Origin of the sequence: Streptomyces sp. VNUA24 (genome assembly GCF_029167005.1) — a bacterium.
Taxonomy (GTDB): domain Bacteria; phylum Actinomycetota; class Actinomycetes; order Streptomycetales; family Streptomycetaceae; genus Streptomyces; species Streptomyces scabiei.
The window spans coordinates 2,614,713-2,640,328 of sequence record NZ_CP119143.1; the positions used below are offsets into that span (position 1 = coordinate 2,614,713).

Consider the following 25,616-nt stretch of genomic DNA (forward strand, 5'->3'; position numbering starts at 1 on the left):
GCGTGGCCTGGTCGGGCCGAGGCGGAAACCTGGGCCGGGTACGGCCGAATGCTCTCAGATTTCGACCGTGTCAGATGACGGGCGGTCGGCCCAGTCGGGTCAGCCGCCACACCGTACGCCACTTCATGGGCCGGCGGGGGCCGCAGGCGCTCGTCCAGCCCTCCTTGAAACCGCCGAACCAGGCCCTCAGCGCCGGGCCGGAGGGCTTGCGCAGCAGGGTCAGCAGCAGCCAGACGCCCAGGTAGACCGGGACGAGCGGGGCCGGGAGGTTGCGGCGCGCGAGCCAGACGCGGTTGCGCGCGACCATGCGGTGGTAGACCGCGTGCCGGGAGGGGGCGGTCGTGGGGTGGTACAGGACCATGTCGGACCGGTAGTCGATCATCCAGCCCGCGTCGAGGGCCCGCCAGGCCAGGTCGGTCTCCTCGTGCGCGTAGAAGAACTCGTCCGGGAGCCCGCCGACTTCGGCGAAGACCTGGGTGCGTACGGCGTTGGCGCCGCCGAGGAAGGTGGTGACCCGGGAGGAGCGCATCGGGTCGGCGGCCCGCAGCCGGGGCACATGGCGCCGCTGGGTCTCCCCGGTGTCGGGGTCGGCGATCCGGAAGCTGACGATGCCGAGCCCCGGGTCCTCCTCGAAGGCCCGGCGGCAGAGTTCGGCGGTGTCGTGGCGGGCGAGCAGACCGTCGTCGTCGAGGAAGAGCAGGACGTCGACGTCCCGGCCGCTGGGTCCGAACGCCTCGATGCCGATGTTGCGGCCGCCGGGTATGCCGAGGTTCTCGGGCAGCTCGACCGTCGTCACGCCCTCGGGGACGTCCGGGACGGGCGAGCCGTTGCCGACGACGACCACCTCGACCCGGTCGCCCTCCTGCTTGGCGACGGAGTCGAGGAGGGCGCGGAGTTCGTCGGGGCGGTTGCCCATGGTGATGATCACCGCGCCGACCTTCATGGCGCCGCTCACTTCAGCCTGCTGGAGGCCAGGATGGACACCAGGTGCAGCAGGGTCTGCAGCAGCGCGATGCCGGCGAGCACGGCGACGCCGAGCCGGGAGAAGAAGAGGTCGCCCCGCATCTGGTCCAGGACCGCGAAGACCAGGATCAGCAGGGACGCCTCGACTCCGAGGATGAGCCGGTGGAACTTCAGGGCGGCGGCGGCCTTGCGGGCCAGCGCCATGCCGGAGGAGCGCGGTTCGGCGGCCGACTCCTGGACCGGCGGCTTGCCCGTCTGGTGCCGGGCGACCCCGACGAGGTCCGTCTCGGCCTTGATCAGGATGGCGCCGAGAGCGGCGAGCGTGCCGAGGAAGGCCCACAGCCAGTCGATGCGGCCGGTGCCCCACAGGTCGGCCGCGCGCAGGCCGAAGCCGACCAGCACGGCCGCGTCGCACAGGTAGGCGCCGACCCGGTCGACGTAGACGCCGGTCATCGAGTACTGCTTGCGCCAGCGGGCGATCTCGCCGTCGACGCAGTCGAACAGCAGGTACAGCTGGACCATCAGCACACCGAGGACGGCGCCCGGGATGCCCGGCACCAGCAGGGCCGGGGCGGCGAGGACGCCGAAGACGGTCATCAGGTAGGTCAGCTGGTTGGGCGTGACCCGGGTGTTCACCAGGTGCCGGTCTATCCGCAGCGAGATCTCGCGCATGTAGAGCCGGCCGGCCCAGTGCTCACCGCTCCGCCGGTCCTTCACACCCGGGGGGTGAACGACCGGCCGGAGTTCAGCTACTGATGGCTTTGGCATAGTCGGCGTAGGCGTCCTTGATCTGGTCGGTGCTCAGTTCGAGGTGTTCCAGGATGGTGTAGCGGCCCGGCCGGGTCTGCGGGGCGAACTCCACGACCTGGACGAACTCGTCGACCGTGAAGCCGATCTCCTCCGGGAGGACGGGCAGGCCGTGGCGGTGGAGCACCTCGGCCATGAACGCCGACTCCTCCTTCGCCCCGCGCAGGTGCATCGCGAAGGCCGCGCCCAGGCCGCACTGCTCGCCGTGGCTGGCGGCGCGCTTGGGGAAGAGCAGGTCGAAGGCGTGGTTGATCTCGTGGCAGGCGCCCGAGGCGGGACGCGAGTCGCCCGCGACCGACATCGAGATACCGGTGAGGACCAAGCCCTCGGCGAGCACCTGGAGGAAGCCGTCGTCGCCGACGCCTCCGGGGTGTCGCAGCACGGCCTCGCCGGCCTGGCGTGCCATCGCGGCAGCGAGACCGTCGATGTCCTCGCCCTTCTCGCGGGCGGCGAGCTCCCAGTCGGCGACCGCGGAGATGTTGGACAGGGCGTCGCCGATGCCGGAACGCACGAAGCGGACGGGGGCTTCGCGGATGACGTCGAGGTCGATGACGACCGCGATCGGGTTCGGCACACCGTAGGACCCGCGGCCCGCGTCGTTGTCGAGGGTCGCCACGGGCGAGCACAGGCCGTCGTGCGACAGGTTCGTCGCGACGGCGACCAGGGGCAGCCCGACCCGTGCGGCGGCGAACTTGGCGCAGTCGATGATCTTGCCGCCGCCGAGGCCCACGACCGCGTCGTAGTGCCCGCGCTTCATGGCGTCGGCCAGCTTGATCGCGTCGTCCAGGGTGCCGCCGCCGACCTCGAACCAGTCGGCCTTGGGCAGCGCCGGGAGGACCCGCTCGCGCAACTTGGCGCCGGAGCCGCCGCTGATCGCGACGGCCAGCCGGCCGGACGACGAGATCCGCTGGTCCGCGAGGACCGTCGCCAGATCGTCGAGCGCGCCCGCGCGGATGTCGACGACGATCGGCGAGGGGATGAGCCTCGTCAGTACTGGCACGCGATCTCACGTCCCTTGGCGAGGTCGTCGTGGTTGTCGATCTCGACCCACTTGACGTCACCGATGGGGGCCACGTCGATACGGAAGCCGCGGTTCACGAGCTCCTGGTAGCCGTGCTCGTAGAACTGCTGCGGGTCCGTCTCGAAGACCGTCTTCAGGGCGTCGGCCAGCTCGTCGGCGGCCTCGCCCTCGATGAGGGTGACGCCGATGTACTCACCGGTCGCCTCGGCGGGGTCCATCAGCTTGGTGATCTTGGTCATGCCGCCCTCGGGACCGACGACGACCTTCATCTCCTCGTCGGCGAGGGACTTCACCGTGTCGAGGGCGAGGATGATCTTCTTGCCGTCGCCGCGGGCGGCGAGCAGGGTCTTCTCCACGGAGACCGGGTGCACGGTGTCGCCGTTGGCGAGGATCACCGAGTGCTTGATGGCGTCACGGCCGCACCACAGGGAGTAGGCGTTGTTCCACTCCTCGGCCTTGTCGTTGTCGATCAGGGTGATCTTGACGCCGTACTTCTGCTCCAGCGCCTCGCGGCGCTCGTAGACGGCTTCCTTGCGGTACCCGACGATGATCGCGACCTCGGTCAGGCCGATCTCGGCGAAGTTGCCGAGCGTGAGGTCGAGAACGGTCAGGCTGTCCTCGGCGCCCTCGGGGCCGACCGGCACCAGAGCCTTGGGAAGGGTGTCGGTGTAGGGGCGAAGACGCCGTCCGGCGCCGGCCGCCAGCACGAGGCCGATCATGCGGGTTCTCCTTCATCGTGTACGGCGGGTGCGCCTGTCTTATGGGCGGTCACCCAGAAGCGGATGCTCTCGATGAGCACCAGCAGCGCCACGGCCACGGCGAGAGCCGTGAGCGCGACCTTGAAATCTGTGGGCGCGAGCAGCGCGGCGAGAACGGTGACCAGCAGGGTCCTGCCGTCGTGACCGCCGATCGCCCGCACCAGCCACCGAGGCGGCGCGCCGGCGTCGCCGCGGATGCGGTACACCGTGTCGTAGTGATGGTAGGCGACGGCCGCCACGAGCCCGAAAGCCGCGGGAAGGGCGCCGTTCACGTCGGCCTTGGCCGCCAGGATCAGGACGGTGCCGTATTCGGCGGCGCGGAACAGCGGGGGGATCAGCCAGTCGAGGGGGCCCTTGAGGGGGCGTGCGACGGCGTCGGCGGAGAGCAGGACGTAGATGATCGCGGCGAAGACGACCATCCGTCCGGGTCCGTCGAACCAGGCTGTGAGCACCACGAGGAGAGCACCGGCGAAGGCGAGAAGCCGGGCGAGGACCGCGTATCGGCTCGGCACGACGCGCGAGAGCACCTCCGCCAGGGGCCCGCTGTCCGCGAGGTCCGCGAGTGCCCGGGCCGCGCGGTCCGTGCGCCGCGCCTTCCGCGTCAGCGAGCGCAGGACGCGGCCCGCCGTGGTGTACGTCGCGGCGAAGGCGCAGCCGACGAGCAGCGCGTAGAAGGTGATGCGGGGCGTGGTGAGGGCCGTGAGGACGGCGATCATGGCCCAGCGTTCGCCGATGGGCAGCACGATCATGCGCCGCACCCACACCGTCCAGCCGACGCTGTCGAGCTTGCCGGAGAGGGCGGCGGTGGGGCTGGTGTTGGCGGTGGCGTCGTGGTTCGCCTCGTTGAAGGAGAAGTCGACGACGTGGCGGCAGGTCTGCAGGACCATCGCGGCGAGCGCGAGGGCCCATACGTCGGCGCCGCCCCGGGCGGCGCCGAGCGCGAGGCCCGCGTAGTAGGCGTACTCCTTGGCGCGGTCGAAGGTGGCGTCGAGCCAGGCGCCGAGCGTGGAGTACTGCAGGGAGTAGCGGGCCAGCTGGCCGTCGGTGCAGTCGAGGACGAACGAGAGGATCAGCAGCAGGCCGGCCGCGACGTAGCCGCCGCGGGTGCCGGTGGCCGCGCAGCCGGCCGCGATCAGGGCGGTGATCAGCGAGGCCGTGGTGACCTGGTTCGGGGTCAGGCCCCGGCGGGCGCACCAGCGGGCGAGGTAACGGGAGTACGGGCTGATGCAGTACGTGGTGAAGAAGCCGTCGCGGGACTTCACCGCCGTGCGCAGGCGGACGGCCTCGTCGTCGACGGCGTCGACGGCCCGCCGGGCCTCGTCACGGGCCTGCGGGCCGTCGGGGACGACGGCGACCAGGGTGCCCAGCTCGGGGCGGTACGGGCTGACGCCGTCCGCGTCGAGGCCGGTGACGATCCGGTCGGCGACGCTGTCGACGGCGACGGCGGTGCCGCCGCTCGTGGTGGCATCCTCGCGGGCCAGCACCCGGGTCAGCGCCTGACGGGCGGCGGGCCGCACGGTCACGGCGCCGGGGAGGGCGGCGGCGTCGAAGCGGGGGTCGGTGAGTCCCAGACGCAGGGCGTGGGTGTGGCCGACGAACCGGGCGTCGACGATCGCGACCCGCTGGTCCGCGGGCACCGTCGCCAGAAGCCTCGCGGCGTCACCGGCGTCGGAGGCGACCCGTACGTCGAAGCCGAGCGACCGCAGATCGCCCTCCAGCGACGATCCGGGCACCGGCTGACCGGTGAGGATGGCGGTCGACAGAGGAACTCACTCCCTGGTGCCGACGCGACCGCGCCGGACATGTACGTGGTGGAAGGCGCCCAGGCCCTGGGGGCCGGCAGCGTGTCGGCAGAGGTTATCGGATGAAGAGAAGCAGGCGTTCACCGCCCGTTCACGGCCCGATCGATCGCACCTGCTCAGGCCGTCGGGCCTCCGCCGCGATCATCATCGGGGATGTGGGGGGTACGCCACAAACTCCGGTGCGGATATCGGTAGATAAGGAACAAAGGGGTGGGCTCGGCGTGTGGGCGAGGTCTCGTTCCGCGCCCTTCGAGAGGGACGGGGGCCGGTCGTCGGCATCCCGCCCTCCGATCCCGCACACCTTCTCCGACGAACGGACACCACACGCCCCCCGCATAAGGTGACCCCATGACATGGCTGATCACAGGCGGGGCGGGCTACATCGGCGCACACGTGGCGAAGGTCATGACCGAGGCCGGCGAACAGGTCGTCGCCCTGGACGACCTGTCGGCGGGGGTCCCCGGTCGCCTTCCCGGGCACATCCCCCTGGTCCACGGCTCCGCCCTCGACGGCGACCTGCTCAAGCGGGTGCTGGCCGAGCACGCCGTGACCGGCGTGGTCCACCTCGCCGCCCGCAAGCAGGTCGGCGAGTCCGTCGCCCAGCCCACCCGCTACTACCAGGAGAACGTCGGCGGTCTCGCCGGTCTCCTGGAGGCGGCCGCCGGGGCCGGGGTGGAGCGCTTCGTCTTCTCCTCCTCCGCCGCCGTCTACGGCAACCCGGACGTGGACCTCATCACCGAGGAGACCCCGTGCGCCCCGATGAGCCCGTACGGCGAGACCAAGCTCGCCGGTGAGTGGCTGGTCCGGGCGGCGGGCCGGGCGCACGGCATGGCGACCGTGTGCCTGCGCTACTTCAACGTGGCGGGGGCCGCCGAGCCCGCCCTGGCCGACACGGGCGTCTTCAACGTCATCCCGATGGTCTTCGACCGCCTCACCCGTGACGAGGCCCCGCGGATCTTCGGCGACGACTACCCGACCCCGGACGGCACCTGCGTCAGGGACTACATCCATGTCGCCGACCTCGCCGACGCGCACCTCGCGGCGGCCCGGCGTCTGACCGGGGGCGCCACGGGCGACCTGACCGTGAACATCGGCCGCGGCGAGGGCGTTTCGGTCCGCGAACTCATCGATCTCGTGGGCGAGGTGACCGGCGACCGGCGTCCCGCGCTCGTCGAGGCACGCCGTCCCGGCGACGCGCCGCGCGCGGTGGCCTCGGCCGCGCGGGCCGGACGGGAGCTCGGCTGGACGGCCCGGCGCGATGTGCGCGAGATGGTCGAGTCCGCCTGGGCGGGCTGGCGGCTGCACCGCGGCCTCTGACCGTCGAAGCCCCCGCCCCGATCATGGCAACGCTCTGACCTGCGCATCGTTTCCGCAGGTCAGGGCACATGACAACGGTGTTCAGTGCCGCGTTGCCGGATACCCCCCACCCGTAGTTCACTGTGATCCGGAGCCGAACACACGGACGCACAGGAGGCGGGCACCCGATGGGGGCTGGGCACGATCACGGACACGCGCACCACGCGCCGACCACCGGTACGGCGGCCGCGGCGTACCGCGGGCGGCTGCGGATCGCGCTGTCGATCACGCTCACGGTCATGGTGGTCGAGATCGTCGGCGGCGTGCTCGCCGATTCGCTCGCGCTCATCGCGGACGCGGCCCACATGGCGACCGACGCGGTCGGGCTGGCCATGGCCCTCCTCGCGATCCACTTCGCCAACCGCCCGCCGAGCGGCAACCGCACCTTCGGCTACGCCCGCGCCGAGATACTCGCGGCGCTCGCGAACTGCCTCCTGCTGCTCGGTGTCGGCGGATACGTCCTGTACGAGGCGGTCCAGCGCTTCATCACGCCGGTCGGCACCGAGGGCGGTCTGACCGTGGTGTTCGGCGCGGCCGGCCTGGTGGCGAACATGATCTCGCTGACCCTGCTGATGCGCGGCCAGAAGGAGAGCCTGAACGTACGGGGCGCCTTCCTGGAGGTGGCCGCGGACGCGCTCGGCTCGGTGGCGGTGATCATCTCGGCGGTGGTCGTCCTGCTCACCGGCTGGCAGGCCGCCGACCCGATCGCCTCGCTGGTCATCGGTCTGATGATCGTCCCGCGGACGGTGAAGCTGCTGCGCGAGACCCTCGACGTCCTGCTGGAGGCGGCACCGAAGAACGTCGACATGGCCGAGGTGCGCGCCCACATACTGGCGCTGCCGGGTGTGGAGGACGTCCACGATCTGCACGCCTGGACGATCACGTCCGGTATGCCGGTGCTCTCCGCCCATGTGGTGGTCGGCTCCGACACGCTGGACTCCATCGGCCACGAGAAGATGCTGCACGAACTCCAGGGCTGCATCGGCGACCACTTCGACGTCGAGCACTGCACCTTCCAGCTGGAGCCGGGCGGCCACGCGGAACACGAGGCGAAGCTGTGTCACTGACCACCGGCACGACCCCCTGGACGACGCGGCCGGAGACGCCCGCGGACCGGGAGGGGGTGTACGCCGTGAACGCCGCCGCCTTCGGGACCGACGCGGAGGCCCGGCTCGTCGACGCGCTCCGCGAGGACCCCGGGGCGTGGCTGCCGGAGCTGTCGTACGTCGCCGAGGCGCCGGACCGCACGCTCGCGGCGTACGCGCTGATCACGCGCTGCCATGTGGACGAGGCGCCCGCGCTGGCGCTCGCCCCGGTCGCCGTGCTGCCGGACGTGCAGCGGCGGGGCGCGGGCGCGGCCGTCGTGCGCGCGGTGCTGGAGGCGGCACGCGCGCGCCGGGAGGGGCTGGTCCTCGTCCTGGGGCATCCGGAGTACTACCCGCGCTTCGGCTTCGTGCGGGCGTCCGCGTACGGCATCCGGCCGGGTTTCGAGGTGCCGGACGCGGCGATGATGGCCCTGGTGCTGGACGGTTCCGCGCCGGTGGCGCCCGGCGTCATCAGGTATCCGGCCGCCTTCGGGGTCTGACGCGCGGGCCGCGGGTGTCTGCGGGGCGGGACGGGCGGGTAGGACATGCGGGTTCGCGCGAAGTGCCGGGAGCGGCGGTTTCGTGCGGCAGACTTGAGGCTCGAAGAACGAGGCGAAGGATGGGCATGCCGATCACACCTGCCACCGCGGTGCAGAGTTCGCAGTACGGGACCACGGAAGCGATCCTGCTGGAGCTGGTCGACGAGGACGGCACCACGATCGGCACCGCGGAGAAGCTGGCCGCTCACCAGGCGCCCGGTCAGCTGCACCGGGCGTTCTCGGTGTTCCTCTTCGACGAGCGGGGGCGGCTGCTCCTCCAGCAGCGGGCCCTCGGCAAGTACCACTCCCCCGGCGTCTGGTCGAACACCTGCTGCGGGCACCCCTACCCGGGCGAGTCCCCCTTCGCGGCGGCCGCCCGGCGGACGCACGAGGAGCTGGGCGTCTCCCCGGCGCTGCTCGGCGAGGCGGGCACGGTCCGCTACAACCACCCGGACCCGGACTCGGGCCTGGTGGAGCAGGAGTTCAACCACCTGTTCGTCGGGCTGCTGCAGGCCCCGCTCCGGCCGGACCCGGAGGAGGTCGGGGCCACCGCGTTCGTGACCCCGGACGAGCTGGCCGAGCGGCACGCCAAGGACCCCTTCTCGGCCTGGTTCATGACGGTGCTGGACGCGGCCCGCCCGGCGGTCAGGGAGCTGACGGGCCCGTCCGCGGGCTGGTGACGGCCCCGGTCCGGGGCACCCGGTCCATCGGCCGGCGGCCACTCACCCCTGGATCAGGTGTGCGGGTCTGAGCGGCAGGGCGGCCCAGATCACCTTGCCGCCGCTCGCGGTGTGCTCGACGTCGCAGACGCCGCCCGCCTCCAGGGTGATCTCGCGCACCAGGAGCAGACCTCGGCCGCCGAGCCGGCCGTGGTCGGTCTCCAGGGCGGTCGGACGGTAGGGGTGGTTGTCCTCCACGGACACCCGCACCCATTCCGCTCCGACGGCGACCTCGACGGCCAGCGTGGGGGACAGGAGCGCCGCGTGTTTCACGGCGTTCGTCACCAGCTCGGAGACGATCAGCAGAAGTCCTTGGACGAGGTCGTCCGAGATCGGTACGCCCTGACGGGCGAGCAGGTCCCGGACGGCGCGCCGCGCCTGCGGCACCGAGGCGTCGACGGCGGCAGCGGTGAACCGCCAGACCCCTTCGTAGGGCAGTGGCTCCGGCGGCCTCGGGTCGTCGGAGCCGTGCCCGCCGCCGTCAGGGCGAGGGTCGCTCCCGCGCCCTTGGTCGTCCATTGTCCGGTCGCCACCCTTGCGCTCGATTGTCACCACATGTCGAGTGTTGGTAACCCGACGCCGAGCACGAAGGACTGAACAGAAGTCAGCGCGTATCGACGACTTCACGACCGTTCGCGAGCGATTCCGTCAGGCGTGCGACCGACTTTGTTCGGCGCTTGTCCTTTCCGGAACTATTCGGGTTGTACGGGTTTGACGTCGGAGCCGGTGGCGGGCCGGTCGGGGGCATCGCACTAGCATCCGGTCCATGGAGCCTCAGCTGCTGGACACCGTCGCGGACGGGGTCGCGACCGTCGTCGTCCACCATCCGGCCAAGCGCAACGCCATGACGGCCGGGATGTGGCGCGCGCTGCCGCCGCTGCTCGACCGGCTCGCCGCCGACCCAGGGGTGCGGGCCCTGGTGCTCACCGGGGAGGGCGGGACGTTCTGCGCGGGCGCCGACATCTCCACGCTGCGGGAGTCCCCGGGGGAGGCACAGGAGCTGGCGGGCCGTGCCGAGGAGGCGCTCGCGGCCTTCCCCCTGCCGGTCGTCGCGGCGATCCGGGGGCACTGTGTGGGCGGCGGCGCGCAGTTGGCGGCGGCCTGCGATCTGCGGTTCGCCGAGGAGGGCGCGCTGTTCGGGATCACCCCGGCGAAGCTGGGGCTCGTCTACCCGGCCTCCTCCACCCGGCGGCTGGTGTCGCTGGTCGGGCCGGGCACCGCCAAGTACCTCCTGTTCTCCGGCGAGTTGATCGACGCGGAGCGCGCGCTGCGCACGGGCTTCGTGGACGAGGTTCTTGGCGTCGGCGAACTCGCCGGGCGGGTGGCGGAGTTCACCCGGGTGCTGGTCTCGCGCTCCCGGCTGACCCAGGCGGCGGCCAAGGAGTTCGCGAACGGCCGCACCGACCGCGACGCCCACTGGGCCGGGCAGGCCCGCGGCAGCACCGACACCGCGGAGGGCGTCGCGGCCTTTCTGGAGCGGCGGTCGCCCCGGTTCACCTGGAGCGTGTGAACCGCCACCGCCCCGGCCTCACCGCAGGACGTGACGGCTGTTGTCGCGGAACCACGCGACCAGGTGGGCGGGCGCCTTCTCCGGTGAGCCGGCCTCGTACGGCGGCTGCGGGTCGTACTCCGTCGCCAGCTGGATCGTCTGGGCATGGTCGTCGCCCGCGATCCGGCCGAGCAGGGTCAGGCCCATGTCGATGCCCGAGGAGACGCCGGCTGCGGTGACGTACTTGTCGTCGAAGACCACCCGCTCGCCCGTCGGCTGCGCCCCGAACCGCTGCAGCGCGTCCAGGGCCAGCCAGTGCGAGGTGGCGCGGCGGCCCTCCAGGAGTCCCGCGGCGGCGAGCAGCAGGGAGCCGGTGCAGACGGAGGTCGTCCAGGTGCTGGTGGCATCGGCCGTGCGCAGCCAGTCCAGAAGCGTCTCGTTGTCCATCTGCACGCTCTGCCCGGGGCCACCGGGAACGACCACGATGTCGGGGCCGGGCACATCGGCCAGGGTCCTGTCGGCGTTGATCGCCAGGCTTCCCTGGTCGGAGCGGACCGGGCCGGTCTCCTCGGCGACGAAGACGAGGTCGGCGTCGGGGAGCCGGCCGAGGGTCTCGTAGGGGCCCACCGCGTCGAGGGCGGTGAAGCGGTCGAAGAGGACGACGGCGATCTGCATGGGGTTCCTTTCAGTGGGTGGGGGCGGAGGCCGGGCGGAAGCGCCGGCGGTACTCCGCCGGGGAGGTGCCGAGGGCTTTCACGAAGGCGCGGCGCATGGCCTCGGAGGTGCCGTAGCCGCAGGCGCGGGAGATCTCCTCGACGCCGTCGGCGGTGTCCTCCAGCAGGCGGCGCGCGTGTTCGAGGCGGACCCGGTCGACGTACCGGCCGGGGGTCGTGCCCGTCTCGGCCTGGAAGGCGCGGGCGAAGTGGCGGGGCGAGAGCCGGGCGCGGGCGGCCAGCCGCTCGACGCCCAGGTCGTCACCGGGATGCTCGGTGATCCACTGCTGGACCTCTCGCAAGGGTTCCCGCTGCGCCGTCTGGGCGGCCAACTGCGCGCTGAACTGGGCCTGGTTGCCCGGTCTGCGGAGGAAGACCACGAGGTGGCGGGCGATGGCGAGGGCGGCCTCGCGGCCGATGTCCTCCTCGACCAGCGCGAGCGCCAGGTCGATGCCGGAGGTGACCCCGGCGGAGGTCGCGATGTGCCCGTCGCGGACGAAGATGGGGTCGGGGTCGACCTCGACGGCCGGGTGACGGCGGGCCAGCGTGTCGCAGTACGCCCAGTGGGTGGTGGCCCGGCGGCCGTCCAGGAGGCCGGCCTCGGCGAGCAGGATCGCGCCGGTGCAGACCGAGACCAGGCGTGTCGCGCGCGGCCCGTGCGCGCGCAGCCAGGCCACGATCTCGGGGGCGGGGTTCCGAGTGCCTCGGCCGCCGGGCACGAGCAGGGTGTGCGGGGCGGGTGTGCCGGCGAAGGCGTGGTCCGGGACGAGGGTGAGGCCGCTGGAGGTGCGTACGGGGGTGCCGTCCAGGGAGGCCGTGGCGATGCGGTAGGTCCCCGGTGTGTGCAGTTCCGCCCCGGCGAAGACCTCCAGCGGGCCCGTGACGTCGAGGCTCTGCACGCCGTCGAAGAGGACGACCAGGACAGTTCGCATGTCGTCGATTCTTGGGCGGGCGGGCCATGGCCGCAATGACGAGTACCCCACCTTTCCTGCCATGCGACGGGGCGGGACCCGCCGGGCCCTTTCCACCTACCAACCGGTCGGTAACATTGGGCCATGACCTCTTCCCTGCCGGAGCGCGCCGGGCGGCGCTGCCATGGCCTCCTCAACCCGTTCCACGCCGCGCACTACTTCTCGCCGGATCTCGGCCGGGAACTGTCCGCCGTGGGGGTGAAGGACCCACAGGCGGCGTACTTCGCGGTGCGGGCCGCGGCCATGGGCACGGTCGGCGCGGGCGTGGTGACCGCGACGTTCTTCAACTTCCGCCACGAGCGGGTGGCGGAGCACGTGCCCGCCGTGTGGGAGACCGCCGCGCCCGCGGTGGTGCTGGAGGCCCGTGAGCGGGCCGCCGACGCCACGCTGCGGCGGCTGCTGGGCGAGGAGGTGACCGCCTCCGAGGAGGTCGCCGAGGCGGCCCGGCTGGCCCTGCGCGCCACCGAGGCGTGCACGAGGACCGCGCGCCCCCTGTACGCGGCGCACGCCGATCTCCCCGTACCCGAACGCCCTCATCTCGCGCTCTGGCACGCGGCCACCCTGCTGCGCGAGCACCGCGGCGACGGACATCTCGCCGCCCTCCTCGACGCCGGCCTGGACCCGGTGGAGGCCCTGGTCAGCCACACCGCCACCGGCAAGGGCATGTCCCCGAAGTGGGCCCTCGGCACGCGCGGCTGGACCCGGGAGGAGTGGGACGCCGCGAGCGACCGGCTGCGCGGGCGCGGGCTGCTCGACGGCGAGGGCGCGCTGACGGAGACGGGCGTGGCCCTGCGCCGGGAGATCGAGGACGCCACCGACCGCCTCGACAGCGCGCCGTACGAGCATCTGGGCGCGCCCGGCGTGGAGCGGCTCACCGAACTGATGACCGCGCTGGTGACACGCATGCTCGCCGCGGGCGCGTTCCCGGCGGGAATGATCGGCAAGGGCTGATCCGCCCGGTCCAGGCATGAACGGCGCGGGGTGCGGTACCCGATCTTTCCTGGCACACCCGGCCGGGAGACGAAAGGGGAAGTACGTGTTCCGTGCCATCGCAGACGTGTTGCGACAGATCGGTGGGGCCATCGCCACGGTGGTCACGCTGCCGTTCCGGGCCGTCGCCCGGCTCTTCGGCGGCGCGTCGAGTTCGACGCGCGGCGGCGGACGGGCCCGCCGGGCCTGAGAACGGGCCGGGCCGTCGACTCGGGAGCCGGACGCGTACGACGCGCCCGGCTCCCCGTCCGTCCTGGTCGGGTCGGATCGGGTCGATCGGGGCCGGCCTGGTCGGGGCCAGTTCAGTTGGGGCCGGCTCGACCGGGGCCGGTTGGTCGGGGCCGGTCCGGCCGGGGCCGGTTCGATCGAGGTCAGCCCGGTCGGGGCCAGTTCAGTTAGGGCCGGCTCGATCGGGGCCGATTGGTCGGGGCCCGTCCGGTCGAGGCCGGTCCGGCCGGGGCCAGTCCGATCGAGGCCGGTCCGGCCGGGGCCGGTTCGATCGAGGCCGGTCCGGCCGGGGCCGGTTCGATCGAGGTCAGCCCGGTCTGGGCCAGTTCAGTTAGGGCCGGCTCGATCGGGGCCGATTGGTCGGGGCCCGTCCGGTCGAGGCCAGTCCGGCCGGGGCCAGTCCGATCGAGGCCAGTCCGGCCGGGGCCGGTTCGATCGAGGCCAGTCCGGCCGGGGCCGGTTCGATCGAGGTCAGCCCGGCCGGGGCCAGTTCAGTTGGGCTGGCTCGATCGGGGCCGATTGGTCGGGGCCAGTCCGGTCGGGGCCAGTCCGATCGGCGCCGGTTCGGTCGAGGTCGGTCCCGGCGAGGCCGGTTCGGTTGGCTGCCCTCGGGTCCGGTGCGGTGGGGGCCGTTCCCTGTCGGTCGCGACGAGTCTCACGCCCTGAGCCCCCGCTGTCGGCGCCACCTGCCACAATTGCCGCGCAACCCCAGCGGAGAAGGCGGTACGGGAACGTGACGACACCCGGGTCGATCGAAGTACGGTCCATCGAAGGCAGGATCGCCGAGGAGCTCGGCGTACGGGAGCGGCAGGTCAGAGCCGCGGTGGAGCTGCTCGACGGCGGTTCGACCGTGCCCTTCATCGCCCGCTACCGCAAGGAAGCGACCGAGATGCTCGACGACACGCAGCTGCGCACGCTGGAGGAGCGGCTGCGCTATCTGCGGGAGCTGGAGGAGCGGCGGACGGCGATCCTCGACTCGGTGCGCGAGCAGGGCAAGCTGACACCCGAGGTCGAGACGCAGATCCGGGCCGCGGAGACCAAGGCGCGGCTGGAAGACATCTACCTGCCCTTCAAGCCCAAGCGGCGCACGAAGGCGCAGATCGCCCGTGAGGCGGGCCTCGAACCGCTGGCGGAGGGGCTGCTCGGCGACCCGGCCGTCGCGCCCCTGGCCGCCGCCGCTGCCTTCGTGGACGCCGAGAAGGGCGTCGCCGATCCGCAGGCCGCGCTGGACGGCGCGCGGGCGATCCTCACCGAGCGGTTCTCCGAGGACGCCGACCTGATCGGCGAGCTGCGCGAGCGCATGTGGGTGCGGGGGCGGCTGGCCGCCAAGGTGAAGACCGGCAAGGAGGAGGCGGGCGCCAAGTTCGCCGACTACTTCGACTTCGCGGAGCCGTTCACCGAGCTGCCCTCCCACCGCATCCTGGCGATGCTGCGTGGCGAGAAGGAGGACGTCCTCGATCTCGTGCTGGAGCCGGAGGAGCCCTCCGAGCAGCCCGGCCCCTCCTCCTACGAGGGGATCGTCGCCCATCGCTTCGGGATCGCCGACCGCGGGCGCCCCGGCGACAAGTGGCTGACGGACACGGTCCGCTGGGCCTGGCGGACCCGGATCCTCGTCCACCTCGGCATCGACCTGCGGCTGCGGCTGCGGACGGCCGCCGAGGACGAGGCGGTGAACGTGTTCGCGGCGAACCTGCGCGACCTGCTCCTGGCCGCCCCCGCCGGCACCCGCGCCACGCTCGGCCTCGACCCCGGCTTCCGTACGGGCGTGAAGGTCGCCGTGGTGGACGCCACCGGCAAGGTCGTGGCGACCGACGTGATCTACCCGCACGTCCCGGCCAACAAGTGGGACGAGGCCGTCGCGAAGCTGGCGCGACTCGCAGCGGAGCACGCGGTCGACCTGATCGCGATCGGCAACGGCACGGCCTCGCGGGAGACCGACAAGCTCGCCGGTGAACTCATCACCAAGCACCCGGAGTTGAAGCTCACCAAGGTGATGGTGTCCGAGGCGGGCGCGTCCGTGTACTCGGCGTCGGCGTTCGCCTCCCAGGAGCTGCCGGGCATGGACGTCTCGCTGCGCGGCGCCGTGTCCATCGCGCGCCGCCTCCAGGACCCCCTGGCCGAGCTGGTGAAGATCGACCCGAAGTCCATCGGTGTCGGGCAGTACCAGCACGACCTGTCCGAGGTGAAGCTCTCGCGTTCGCTGGACGCGGTGGTGGAGGACTGTGTGAACGGCGTGGGCGTGGACGTGAACACGGCCTCCGCGCCGCTGCTCGCGCGCGTGTCCGGCATCTCCTCCGGCCTCGCCGAGAACATCGTGGCCCACCGCGACGCCAACGGCCCCTTCACCTCGCGTTCCCAGCTGAAGGGCGTGGCACGGCTCGGCCCCAAGGCGTACGAGCAGTGCGCGGGGTTCCTGCGGATCCGGGGCGGCGACGACCCGCTGGACGCGTCCAGCGTGCACCCGGAGGCGTACCCCGTCGTACGGCGGATGGTGAAGACCTCCGGGCAGGAGGTGGCGGCGCTGATCGGCAACACCGGCGTGCTGCGGTCGCTCCGGCCGACGGACTTCGTGGACGAGACGTTCGGTCTGCCGACCGTGTCGGACATCCTGAAGGAGCTGGAGAAGCCGGGGCGTGACCCCCGGCCGGCCTTCAAGACGGCCACCTTCAAGGAGGGCGTGGAGAAGATCTCCGACCTGGTGTCCGGGATGGTGCTGGAGGGGGTCGTGACGAACGTGGCGGCCTTCGGGGCGTTCATCGACGTCGGTGTCCACCAGGACGGGCTGGCGCACGTCTCGGCGCTGTCGAAGACCTTCGTGAAGGATCCGCGGGACGTGGTGAAGCCCGGGGACATCGTGAAGGTGAAGGTGCTCGACGTCGACATTCCGCGCAAGCGGATCTCGCTGACGCTGCGGCTGGACGACGAGGCGGCGCCCAAGGGGGCGGCCGGGTCGCCCGGGCCCGGCGGGGGTTCACGGCAGCAGCGGGGTGCCCGTGGCGGGCAGCCGCCCCGGCAGCAGGGGCGTGGGGGTTCGCGGCAGGGAGGTGCGGCGGCGCCGCCGCCGGCCAACAGCGCGATGGCCGACGCGCTGCGGCGGGCGGGGCTGGTGGAGAAGAAGCGGGGCTGAGTGGTTCGGGGTGCGCTGTCGGGTGCGGGTGCGTGGGGCTTCTCGCGCAGTTCCCCGCGCCCCTGGAAAAGGCAGGGGCTTCGCCCTCTGCCTTTTCAGCCCGCCCCGGCCGCTCCCGCCCCGGCCGCTCAGCTCTCCGTCACCTTGCCCGCCTCCACCTCCAGGCGCCTCGTGACCCTGACCGCGTCCAGCATCCGGCGGTCGTGGGTGACCAGGAGCAGTGTGCCCTCGTAGGAGTCGAGGGCGGACTCCAGCTGTTCGATCGCGGGCAGGTCCAGGTGGTTCGTGGGCTCGTCGAGGATCAGCAGGTTGACGCCCCGGCCCTGGAGGAGCGCGAGGGCGGCGCGGGTGCGTTCGCCCGGGGAGAGGGTCACCGCCGGACGCAGGACGTGGGCCGCCTTGAGGCCGAACTTGGCCAGCAGCGTGCGCACCTCGGCGGGTTCCGTGTCGGGCACGGCCGCGCAGAAGGCGTCGAGCAGGGACTCGGAGCCGTGGAACAGCCCTCGCGCCTGGTCGACCTCGCCCACCAGGACGCCCGAGCCGAGGGTGGCCTGTCCCGAGTCCAGCGGGACGCGGCCGAGCAGCGCGCCCAGCAGCGTCGACTTGCCGGCGCCGTTCGCGCCCGTGATGGCGATGCGGTCGGCCCAGTCGATCTGCAGGGACACCGGACCGAAGGCGAAGTCGCCGCGCCGCACCTCGGCGTCGCGCATCGTGGCGACCACGGCGCCGGAGCGCGGGGCCGCCGCGATCTCCATGCGCAGCTCCCACTCCTTGCGCGGCTCCTCGACGACGTCCAGCCGTTCGATCATGCGCTGGGTCTGCCGGGCCTTCGTGGCCTGCTTCTCGCTCGCCTCGCTGCGGAACTTGCGGCCGATCTTGTCGTTGTCGTTGTTCGCCTTGCGCCGGGCGTTCTTGACGCCCTTGTCCATCCAGGAGCGCTGCATCTGGGCGCGGTCCTGGAGCGCGGCCTTCTTGTCCGCGTACTCCTCGTAGTCGTCCCGGGCGTGCCGGCGGGCCGTCTCCCGCTCCTCCAGATACGCCTCGTATCCGCCGCCGTAGAGGTTGATCCGGTTCTGGGCCAGGTCGAGTTCGAGGACCTTGGTGACGGTGCGGGTGAGGAACTCGCGGTCGTGGCTGACGACGACCGTGCCCGCGCGCAGGCCGGACACGAAGCGTTCGAGCCGTTCCAGGCCGTCCAGGTCGAGGTCGTTGGTGGGCTCGTCGAGGAGGAAGACGTCGTAGCGGGAGAGGAGGAGCGAGGCGAGTCCGGCGCGGGCGGCCTGCCCGCCGGAGAGGCCGGTCATCGGCTGGTCCAGGCCGACGCCGAGACCGAGGGAGGCGGTGACCTCATCGGCCCGCTCGTCCAGGTCGGCGCCGCCCAGGTCGAGCCAGCGCTCCAGGCTCACCGAGTACGCGTCGTCGGCGCCGGGCGCGCCGTCGACCAGGGCCTGGGTGGCCTCGTCCATCACGCGCTGGGCCTCGGCCACGCCGGTGCGGCGGGCGAGGAACTCCCGTACGCTCTCGCCCTCCCGGCGCTCCGGCTCCTGCGGCAGGTGGCCGACGGTCGCCGAGGGCGGGGACAGCCGCAGCTCGCCCTCCTCCGGCGGGAGCAGCCCGGCGAGCAGCCTGAGCAGCGTGGACTTGCCCGCGCCATTGGCTCCGACCAGCCCGATCACATCGCCGGGGGCGACGACGAGGTCGAGCCCGGAGAAGAGCGAGCGGTCGCCGTGTCCGGCGGCGAGGTTCTTGACGACGAGGGTGGCGGTCACAGGGGGCGATCCTAACGACAGGTGGGCGGGACCTCCCAGCCGCGTCGGGGGCGGGGCCGCCGCCCGTCGGCCCTCATCGCGCCATCGGTTCCACCAGGACCGTTCCCGCGGTGCGGGCGACGATGAACGACTCCCCCTTCACGGCCTTGGGGTCCAGGCCGATGCGGTGCCGGCCGGCCGGGAGGATCCCGTCGAAGAAGCGATAGGTGTGGGGGCGGTACAGCCGGTCCAGGCGGTAGGCGGTGAGCTCCACCCGGCAGGTGGAGGTGATCTCGATGCCGGCCTGCCCTCCGGCGGCGACGAGACGGGTGAGGCGGCGCTGCTGCTCGGGGCTGCGGTCGAGGGCGTGCTCGATCTGGGCGACGAGCAGCGGAATGATCGGGGCCAGCCCGTCGACGTAGGCGACCGTGACCCCCGCGCGGTCGAAGGCCAGCCGTACGGCGGCGCGGTCCGTCTCGCGGACGGCCCGGCCGAAGACCACCGCCCCGTAGGCGCGCAGTTCCTCGTCGGGCACGCCGGCGGCGTCCTGCGCCAGGTCGGCGCCGATGCCGATCGCCCGCAGCGCGGCGGCGAGCCGGGCGAGGACGGCGACCCGGGCACCGATAAGGAGGACCCGGCGGCGGACCGAGGGCTCGGCGGCGGACCGCGACAGCAGGGACCGCAGCGCATCGCGGTACTCGGGGCCGTGGAACAGGAAGGGGCCGATGCCCGTGTAGCCGTTGCGTTCGAGGTCGGCGACCTCCCCCGTCTGCCAGGCGAAGTCCCGCCAGACGACGTCCTCGCCGGCCCGTTCTATGACCGCGGTCACGGCTCCGCAGCCGAGGTCGGCGCATTCGGGGCAGCCGTAGATGACGTACCGGCCGTCCGTCAGGGGGGCGTCGGCCTCCAGGAGCAGGCTGTGCACCTGTGCGGTGAAGATCGAAGGCGGGACGTCGGAGGCGAGCGGGGAGACGGCGTCGAGGTCGGAGAGCTGGAACAGCAGCGGGCGCCCGTCGACGATGAAGTCCACGAAGTCCCGGTGCACTTGGTAGTCACCGTTGGCGAGGACGCCACCGGCTCGCATCGCCGGTGCCAGGCCGAAGGTCGCGTACTCGGCAGACATGGTGTGAGTATCCCCACAAAGCGATACTTGTGAGCACGGCGGACCATATTCCGTTAACGTCCCCGCGTGACCCATGAATCGAACAGCGAGGTGATCGTGGTCGGCGGCGGAGTCGTCGGTCTCACGACGGCCGTCGTCCTGGCGGAGGCCGGCGGACGTGTCCGGATCCGGACACGGGAGCCCGCGGAGCTGACGACGTCCGCCGTGGCGGGCGGCCTGTGGTGGCCCTACCGGATCGAACCGGAGGAACTGGTCGGCGCGTGGGCGCTCACCACCCTGGCCGTCTACGAGGAGTTGGCGGCCCGGTCCGGCGAGACGGGCGTACGCATGGTCGAGGGCGTACACGGCGGGACCGCACTGGACGGACTGGGGGCGTGGGCCTCCCGGGTGGCCGGGCTGCGGGCGGCGACGGCCGGTGAGTACCCGGGCGTCGGGCTGTGGGCGCGGCTGCCGCTGGTCGACATGCCGGTCCATCTGCGGTGGCTGCGCGAGCGGTTCCTCGCGGCGGGCGGCGTGGTGGAGTCCCGTACGGTCACGGATCTCGCGGCGGTCGACGCGCCGGTCGTCGTCAACTGCACGGGGCTGGGCGCACGGGAGCTGGTGCCGGACCCCTCCGTACGGCCGGTGCGGGGGCAGTTGGTCGTGGTGGAGAACCCCGGTGTCACCACCTGGCTCACCTCGGTCGATCACTCCGGGTCGAAGAGCACGTACTTCATCCCGCAGCCGGGCCGTCTGATCCTCGGCGGCACGGCGGAGGAGGACGCCTGGTCCCTGACTCCGGACCCGGTGACGGCGGAGGAGATCGTGCGGCGGTGTGCGGCGATCCGGCCCGAGATCGCGGGGGCACGGATCATCGGGCACCGGGTGGGGCTGCGGCCCACCCGCCCGGCCGTGCGTCTGGAGCGCGAGGTCCTGCCCGGCGGGCGGGTGCTGGTGCACAACTACGGTCACGGCGGGGCGGGGGTCACGGTGGCGTGGGGGTGCGCACGGGAGGCGGCACGCCTCGCCTCCGAATGACCGGCCGAGGTGACACGCCTCGCCTCCAGGTGACCGGCCGGGGTGCGGGGGCGCCGCGCGGGCGGCCGCGGTCCGTTCGCGTCCGCCCGCGCCCCGTCCCTCTCAGGGGGCGCGGTGGCCGATCGGGTCGCCCTCGATCTCCGTTCCCTGGCCCGGGCCGACCCTGATCTCGAACTCTCCGTCGTAGCGCTTGTGGCCCTCGATGACCGCGAGTTCGACCGCCTCGGAGGCCATCTCCTCGCGGACGATCACCGAGTCCCGGCGCAGGTCGCGCATGAGCGCGACACACATGCCGATCATGACGAGGACGAACGGGGCCGCTGCCAGGATCGTCAGGTTCTGCAGGCCCGTGAGCGCGTCGCCCTGGCCGCTGCCGACCAGGAGCATGATCGCGGCGACGGCCCCGGTGAGGGCACCCCAGAAGACGACGACGAAGCGGCCGGGTTCGAGCGCTCCGCGCTGGGAGAGCGTGCCCATGACGATCGAGGCGGCGTCGGCGCCGGAGACGAAGAAGATACCGACGAGGATCATGACGAGCAGACTGGAGACCGTGGCGGCGGGGAACTCGTGGAGGACCGCGAAGAGCTGGCCCTCCGGAGTGGCCTTGTCCCCGAGCCGCCCCTGCTCCTGCAGCTTCATCGCCGTACCGCCGAAGACGGCGAACCAGACGAGACTGACCGTGCTGGGGACGAGGATGACGCCGCCGATGAACTGGCGGATGGTGCGGCCGCGGCTGATCCGGGCGATGAACATGCCGACGAAGGGCGTCCAGGAGATCCACCACGCCCAGTAGAAGACGGTCCAGCTGCCGAGCCAGTCGGCCACGCCCTGGCCGCCGGACGCCTCGGTGCGGCCCGCCATCTGGGTGAGGTCGCCCAGGTAGGAGAAGGCCGAGGTGGGCAGCAGGTCGAGGACCAGGATGGTCGGGCCGGCGACGAAGACGAAGACCGCCAGCAGCAGCGCCAGCACCATGTTCGTGTTGGAGAGCCACTGGATGCCCTTCTCCACACCGGACACGGCGGAGGCGACGAACGCCAGGGTGAGGACCGCGATGATGCCGACGAGCAGGCCGGTGCCCACCTTGTCCATCCAGTTCAGCTCCTTGAAACCGGAGCCGATCTGGAGGGCGCCGAGGCCGAGGGAGGCCGCCGAACCGAAGATGGTGGCCACGATCGCGAGGATGTCGATGACCCGGCCGGCCGTGCCGTTCGCGTGCTTCTCGCCGATCAGCGGGGTGAAGACGGCGCTGATCGTCTGGCGGCGCCGCTTGCGGAAGGTGCTGTAGGCGATGGCCAGGCCGACCACCGCGTAGATCGCCCAGGGATGCAGCGTCCAGTGGAAGAGCGTGGTCGCCATCGCCGTTTCCATGCGCTCGCCGGAGCCCTCGGGGTTCGTGCCCGGCGGGGGCGAGGTGTAGTGGGCGAGGGGCTCGCTCACGCCGTAGAACATCAGACCGATGCCCATGCCGGCGCTGAACATCATGGCCACCCAGGAGACCGTGCGGAACTCGGGCTTCTCGCCCTCGACCCCCAGGTGGATACGGCCGTAGCGGCTGACCGCGAGCCACAGGGCGAAGATCACGAAACAGGAGGCGGCCAGCATGAAGGCCCAGCCACCGTTGTGGATCAGTCCGCTCAGCATCTTGCCGGAGACGGTTTCGAGCGAGTCGGTCCAGATGGCGCCCCAGAGGACGAAGGCCAGGGTGAGTGCCGCCGTCACGCCGAACACGACGCGGTCCGTACCTGGCCGCCCGCCGCCGGAGAGGCCCGCTTCCGAGCCCGGAAGCGCGCCTCCCCCGTGGTGGGTGGTGTGTTGGTCGTGCGTCACAGGTGGAACCTTTCAAGAGTGGCTGGAACTGAACCTCTCCTGCCCAGGAACGCCTATCACATGTGACCTCGACCCTTTCTTGTTCAACAGGCCGTGTCGGGCACTCCCTCCGTCAGGTGGTACGGCGCCCGCTCGTCGAGCAGCAGCGGCACGAGCGCGCGCTGCCGCTGGCGCAGCGGCACGAGCGCGCCGTCGCCGCCCGGGCGGGCGCGGACGCCGTGCAGGGCCAGCTCGTCGGCCACGTCCTCGTACTGCTGTGCGGTGAGGCGGTAGCCGCAGGGCGGGTCCTGGATGACCTCGGCGGGTTCGGCCGGGTCGTTGTCGGCTCCGCCCAGGTAGACCGGGCCGGTGTCGCGGAGGCCGGCGAGCCGGGCCGCGCCGGTGACCCGGTCGACGTGCCGGCCGCGTTCGGCGGCGAAGTCGAAGAGTCCCCGCAACGCGGCGAGCTGGGAGTTCACCCGGCGGAGGCGGTCGGCGGGTCCCTCGGTGCCGCCCGCCGGCGGATCCACACGGCTCTCGATCAGCAGTCCGACCGAGTGCTTGATTCCGGACATGTTCCGCAGGATGCGTTCCTGGCCGTCGCCGGCGACCTGGCGGATCGGGTCGCCGGTGACCGGGTCGGTCCAGATGCCGTAGGTGCCGGTCGAGTGACCGGCGGCCCGGGCGGCCGGGCGGACGTGGTCCAGGGACAGGGTGCGGGCCTCGGCGTGCACGGCCGCGTCGGTGTTGAGGTTGCGGGGCCAGAGGTCGAAGAGGTCCTTGTCGTAGTACGGGGGTGTGGCCCCGTATTCGTGCAGGTCGTAGACGATGTCGGGGGTGCGGTCGCGCAGGACGGCGGCGAGTGCCCGGGCCTCGGCCGTGCGCAGCGCGAGGTGGTCGCGGTTGATGTCGACGCCGTCGGCGTTGCCCCGGGTGTCGGCGGCCCGGCCGTCGGGATTGGCCGTGGGCACCACGAGGACGGTGGTGGAGCGCAGCAGCCGCCGGGTCCGCTCGTCCCTGGTGTGGGCGAGGTCACGGACGGTGCTGAGGCATGCCTCGCGGCCCGCGGGCTCGTCTCCGTGCTGGCTGCAGACGAGCAGGACCGTGCGCGACGCGGCGCGGGCGCCGACCCGGACGAGCCGCAGCGGGCGGTCCTGCCCGGTCGTACCGATCCGGGTGACCGACACCCGGTCGCTCGACCGGTCCACGGCGGCCAGGAACTCCTGCTCCTCGGACAGTCCGGTCCAGCGGGCACCGCCCGACTCCTCGAAGGCCGTCCGCGGCGGGACGGTGTCCGCCGCGTACGCGGGTGCCGACAGCAGGGGTGCGGCGAGCGCGCCGGCGATCAGTGCCGCGATCCGGGCCCTCATTGCGTGCCGCCCGGGACGCGGGCGGCGCGGCCCGGGTCGCGGACGCCGTCGAGGACGGCGGCCCCGGGGGCGGCCGTGGCGCCGGTGGTGGCCCGCTCGAAGGCTCGGGCACCGCCGACCAGCGGGACCTTCGCGGAGGTCTTGCGGAGGTCGATGGTGAGGGCCGGGGTGCCGGCGGGCGGGTCGATGAGGTCCTTGTCGGTGCCCGCGACGATCAGCGCGAGGCGGTGGCCCGCCGGGACGACGTGGTCGCTCGCGTGCAGATCGAGGGTGATCGTGTACGGGGTGCCGGGCGTGAGCGGGGCTCCGGTGCCGGACGCGTGGTGGCCGAGGTCGGCCCAGCCGCGGCTGAAGATCGTGTACTCGACGTCGGCGGTCTTCGCCCGGGTCTCCCGGAAGCAGGAGCTGTCACCGGTGGTGCTCGGTCCCCAGCAGGTGCGCTCGGTGAGGGTGGTGATGCCTTCGCCCGCCGCGGCGTAGTCCCGGATGGTGTCCGGGCCGAGGTCGACGAGGACCGCCGAGAGGTGGGCGGCGGAGGTGCTGGGCGTCGCGGTGACGGTGACCTTGCCGGAGCCGGACAGCCGCAGGGACTTGGTGAGCGGAGCGGTGACGAAGCCCGCCTTGGCGGGGGTGGAGCGGTCGACGTGCGCGGCCCAGTCGGTCTCGCTCAGCGTCGGGTCGTCGGTGAAGGTCTCGGTGCCGGAGCCCTTGCGCAGGCCGAGGGTGCCGACGCCCGGTGCGCTGCCCTTGCCCGGGCGGAGGGTCGTGGCCTTCGCCGCGCGGGGCGGCCAGACCGTGGACGTCTGCCACTGGTTCGGGTGGCGTTCGACGTCGGCCATGGGCTCGTCGTCGATGCCGTTGTCGTAGCCGAGGAGTTCGTGGTCGAACCAGCGGTGCAGGGTGTCGACCCACTCGGCGCGGCGGAAGTCGAACGGGTCGACGTGGCCGGTCTGCGAGAGCCAGATCTTGCGCTCGACGCCCTGCGCGGCGAGGGCGTCCCACCACTGGCCGAAGTGCTGGGGGCGGACGTTCAGGTCCTGCTGTCCGTGGACGACGAAGACGCTGGCGTCGATCTTGCGGGCGTCCTTGACGTAGTTCCGCTCGGTCCACAGCGGGGTCCAGTCGCCGGTGCGCGGGGCACCTTCGACGAGTTTCCGCTGGACGGCGCCGCACTTCGCGCGGGCCTCGGGGCTCTCCACGTAGTCGGCGAGCCAGTCGGGGCCGGAGTTGTAGAGGGGGGCGCCCTTGGCGAAGTAGTAGTCGTACCAGGAGGAGATCGCGCCGATCGGGACGATGGTCTCCAGACCTTCGACGCCGGTGGCGGCCACGCCGTTGGCGATCGTGCCGTCGTAGCTCTTGCCGATCATGCCGGTGCGGCCGTTGGTCCAGCCGGCCTCGGCCTTCTTGGTGCCCGTGCGGGTGGTGTACGCCCTGCCGCGGCCGTTGAGCCAGTCGACGACCGCCTTGGCGGACCGGATGTCGGAGCGGCCGCCGACGTCCACACAGCCGTCGGAGCGGTTGGTGCCGGCGAGGTCGACGGCGACGAACGCGTAACCGCGGGGCACGAAGTAGTTGTCGTAGAACAGCGGCGTCTGGACGATGTTCCCGGCCGCGTCGTAGGTCTTGAGCTGGCTCTCGTTGCCGCGTCCGCAGCAGGCGTAGTACGGGCTGGCGTCCATGATCACGGGGATCTTGCGGCCCCGCTGGGCGGGTTCTCTCGGACGGACGATGTCGACGGCGACCCGGTCCTTCCTCCCGTCGCGGTCGGCGTCGAGCCCGGTGTCCACCCAGACGGCCTCGCGGATGGCGTTGCCGTAGGAGTAGACCGGTTCGCTCCTGCGGGGGGCCGGAGTGCCGGCGACCGCCGGGGTGAGGAACGAGGCCGTGAGAGCGGCGGCCGTGGCCGCCGTCGCGAGCGATCTCCAGGTCGTGAAGCGTGTACGTCGCACAGGTATCCGCATGCGCGGACGGTACTGCGGTCAAC

The 25,616-nt window shown here is 72.4% G+C and carries 21 protein-coding genes and 1 pseudogene; 9 read left to right on the top strand and 13 right to left on the bottom strand.

Annotated elements, in window-relative coordinates; all coding sequences use genetic code 11:
- Positions 1-70: 70 nt before the first annotated feature.
- From PYR72_RS10930 to PYR72_RS10950, 5 genes are read right to left on the bottom strand one after another with little or no spacing between them, the layout of a single operon-like run.
- Complete coding sequence (locus PYR72_RS10930) at positions 71-955, bottom strand: glycosyltransferase (RefSeq protein ID WP_275455139.1); 885 nt, start codon at positions 953-955, stop codon at positions 71-73.
- Positions 952-1,731: a CDP-alcohol phosphatidyltransferase family protein gene (locus PYR72_RS10935; RefSeq protein ID WP_275455140.1), complete on the bottom strand. Its 780-nt coding sequence runs from the start codon at positions 1,729-1,731 to the stop codon at positions 952-954. The genes PYR72_RS10930 and PYR72_RS10935 overlap by 4 nt, the downstream gene beginning before the upstream one ends.
- The gene (locus PYR72_RS10940; RefSeq protein WP_275455141.1) at positions 1,709-2,770 is read right to left on the bottom strand and encodes an iron-containing alcohol dehydrogenase family protein; all 1,062 of its coding nucleotides are present in this window, start codon (positions 2,768-2,770) and stop codon (positions 1,709-1,711) included. Before PYR72_RS10940 ends, PYR72_RS10935 begins: the two co-directional genes overlap by 23 nt.
- Complete coding sequence (locus tag PYR72_RS10945) at positions 2,758-3,510, bottom strand: phosphocholine cytidylyltransferase family protein (protein ID WP_012999194.1); 753 nt, start codon at positions 3,508-3,510, stop codon at positions 2,758-2,760. The genes PYR72_RS10940 and PYR72_RS10945 overlap by 13 nt, the downstream gene beginning before the upstream one ends.
- Positions 3,507-5,312: a DUF5941 domain-containing protein gene (locus PYR72_RS10950; protein ID WP_275460380.1), complete on the bottom strand. Its 1,806-nt coding sequence runs from the start codon at positions 5,310-5,312 to the stop codon at positions 3,507-3,509. Before PYR72_RS10950 ends, PYR72_RS10945 begins: the two co-directional genes overlap by 4 nt.
- A gap of 387 nt (positions 5,313-5,699) precedes the next feature.
- Here PYR72_RS10950 and galE point away from each other — a divergent pair, with 387 nt between their 5' ends.
- The 4 genes and pseudogenes from galE (at position 5,700) to idi (ending at position 9,011) form a co-directional block, all read left to right on the top strand.
- Entirely contained in the window at positions 5,700-6,668 is a 969-nt protein-coding gene (gene galE, locus PYR72_RS10955) for a UDP-glucose 4-epimerase GalE (protein ID WP_275455142.1), read from the top strand.
- 167 nt (positions 6,669-6,835) lie between these two features.
- A complete protein-coding gene (locus tag PYR72_RS10960) occupies positions 6,836-7,774 on the top strand; it encodes a cation diffusion facilitator family transporter (protein ID WP_275455143.1) in 939 nt (312 codons plus the stop codon).
- A gap of 17 nt (positions 7,775-7,791) precedes the next feature.
- A pseudogene (locus PYR72_RS10965) lies at positions 7,792-8,292 on the top strand (N-acetyltransferase); the annotation flags it as partial.
- A 125-nt stretch (positions 8,293-8,417) separates the two neighbouring features.
- Entirely contained in the window at positions 8,418-9,011 is a 594-nt protein-coding gene (idi, locus tag PYR72_RS10970; RefSeq protein WP_012999199.1) for an isopentenyl-diphosphate Delta-isomerase, read from the top strand.
- A 42-nt stretch (positions 9,012-9,053) separates the two neighbouring features.
- Here the strand turns inward: idi and PYR72_RS10975 are convergent, their stop codons facing one another.
- Positions 9,054-9,569, bottom strand: a complete 516-nt coding sequence (locus PYR72_RS10975; protein WP_059080109.1) for an ATP-binding protein — start codon at positions 9,567-9,569, stop codon at positions 9,054-9,056.
- A 247-nt stretch (positions 9,570-9,816) separates the two neighbouring features.
- On the opposite strand from PYR72_RS10975, the gene PYR72_RS10980 reads away from it, so the two are divergent.
- The gene (locus PYR72_RS10980; protein WP_275455145.1) at positions 9,817-10,560 is read left to right on the top strand and encodes an enoyl-CoA hydratase/isomerase family protein; all 744 of its coding nucleotides are present in this window, start codon (positions 9,817-9,819) and stop codon (positions 10,558-10,560) included.
- A gap of 18 nt (positions 10,561-10,578) precedes the next feature.
- On the opposite strand, the gene PYR72_RS10985 is transcribed toward PYR72_RS10980, so the two are convergent.
- Positions 10,579-11,214, bottom strand: coding sequence for a DJ-1/PfpI family protein (locus tag PYR72_RS10985; protein ID WP_275455146.1), 636 nt, complete (start codon positions 11,212-11,214; stop codon positions 10,579-10,581).
- A gap of 10 nt (positions 11,215-11,224) precedes the next feature.
- Positions 11,225-12,184 carry a GlxA family transcriptional regulator gene (locus PYR72_RS10990; RefSeq protein ID WP_275455147.1) on the bottom strand — a complete coding sequence of 320 codons (960 nt, stop codon included), beginning with the start codon at positions 12,182-12,184 and terminating at the stop codon, positions 11,225-11,227.
- Positions 12,185-12,307: 123 nt separating this feature from the next.
- On the opposite strand from PYR72_RS10990, the gene PYR72_RS10995 reads away from it, so the two are divergent.
- From PYR72_RS10995 to PYR72_RS11005, 3 genes are all read left to right on the top strand, one after another.
- A complete protein-coding gene (locus PYR72_RS10995) occupies positions 12,308-13,174 on the top strand; it encodes a hypothetical protein (RefSeq protein ID WP_275455148.1) in 867 nt (288 codons plus the stop codon).
- Between the two features lie 85 nt (positions 13,175-13,259).
- Entirely contained in the window at positions 13,260-13,403 is a 144-nt protein-coding gene (locus PYR72_RS11000) for an LPFR motif small protein (protein WP_020115189.1), read from the top strand.
- A gap of 771 nt (positions 13,404-14,174) precedes the next feature.
- Complete coding sequence (locus PYR72_RS11005; RefSeq protein ID WP_275455149.1) at positions 14,175-16,568, top strand: Tex family protein; 2,394 nt, start codon at positions 14,175-14,177, stop codon at positions 16,566-16,568.
- 128 nt (positions 16,569-16,696) lie between these two features.
- On the opposite strand, the gene PYR72_RS11010 is transcribed toward PYR72_RS11005, so the two are convergent.
- Both PYR72_RS11010 and PYR72_RS11015 read right to left on the bottom strand, forming a co-directional pair.
- Positions 16,697-18,337 (bottom strand): ABC-F family ATP-binding cassette domain-containing protein, encoded by a 1,641-nt coding sequence (locus PYR72_RS11010; RefSeq protein ID WP_275455150.1) that lies wholly within the window; start codon positions 18,335-18,337, stop codon positions 16,697-16,699.
- Between the two features lie 73 nt (positions 18,338-18,410).
- The gene (locus PYR72_RS11015) at positions 18,411-19,439 is read right to left on the bottom strand and encodes an oxidoreductase (RefSeq protein ID WP_275455151.1); all 1,029 of its coding nucleotides are present in this window, start codon (positions 19,437-19,439) and stop codon (positions 18,411-18,413) included.
- A 66-nt stretch (positions 19,440-19,505) separates the two neighbouring features.
- Between PYR72_RS11015 and PYR72_RS11020 the strand changes: the two genes are divergently transcribed.
- On the top strand, positions 19,506-20,456 hold the full coding sequence (locus PYR72_RS11020; protein ID WP_275455152.1) for an FAD-dependent oxidoreductase: 951 nt from the start codon (positions 19,506-19,508) through the stop codon (positions 20,454-20,456).
- Between the two features lie 102 nt (positions 20,457-20,558).
- Here PYR72_RS11020 and PYR72_RS11025 read toward each other — a convergent pair whose 3' ends face one another.
- The 3 genes from PYR72_RS11025 to PYR72_RS11035 all read right to left on the bottom strand — a co-directional run bounded on the left by PYR72_RS11025 (position 20,559) and on the right by PYR72_RS11035 (position 25,593).
- A complete protein-coding gene (locus PYR72_RS11025; RefSeq protein WP_275455153.1) occupies positions 20,559-22,283 on the bottom strand; it encodes a BCCT family transporter in 1,725 nt (574 codons plus the stop codon).
- A gap of 83 nt (positions 22,284-22,366) precedes the next feature.
- Entirely contained in the window at positions 22,367-23,632 is a 1,266-nt protein-coding gene (locus PYR72_RS11030) for a M14 family metallocarboxypeptidase (protein WP_275455154.1), read from the bottom strand.
- Positions 23,629-25,593 carry a Xaa-Pro dipeptidyl-peptidase gene (locus PYR72_RS11035; RefSeq protein WP_275455155.1) on the bottom strand — a complete coding sequence of 655 codons (1,965 nt, stop codon included), beginning with the start codon at positions 25,591-25,593 and terminating at the stop codon, positions 23,629-23,631. Before PYR72_RS11035 ends, PYR72_RS11030 begins: the two co-directional genes overlap by 4 nt.
- Between the last annotated feature and the right edge of the window lie 23 nt (positions 25,594-25,616).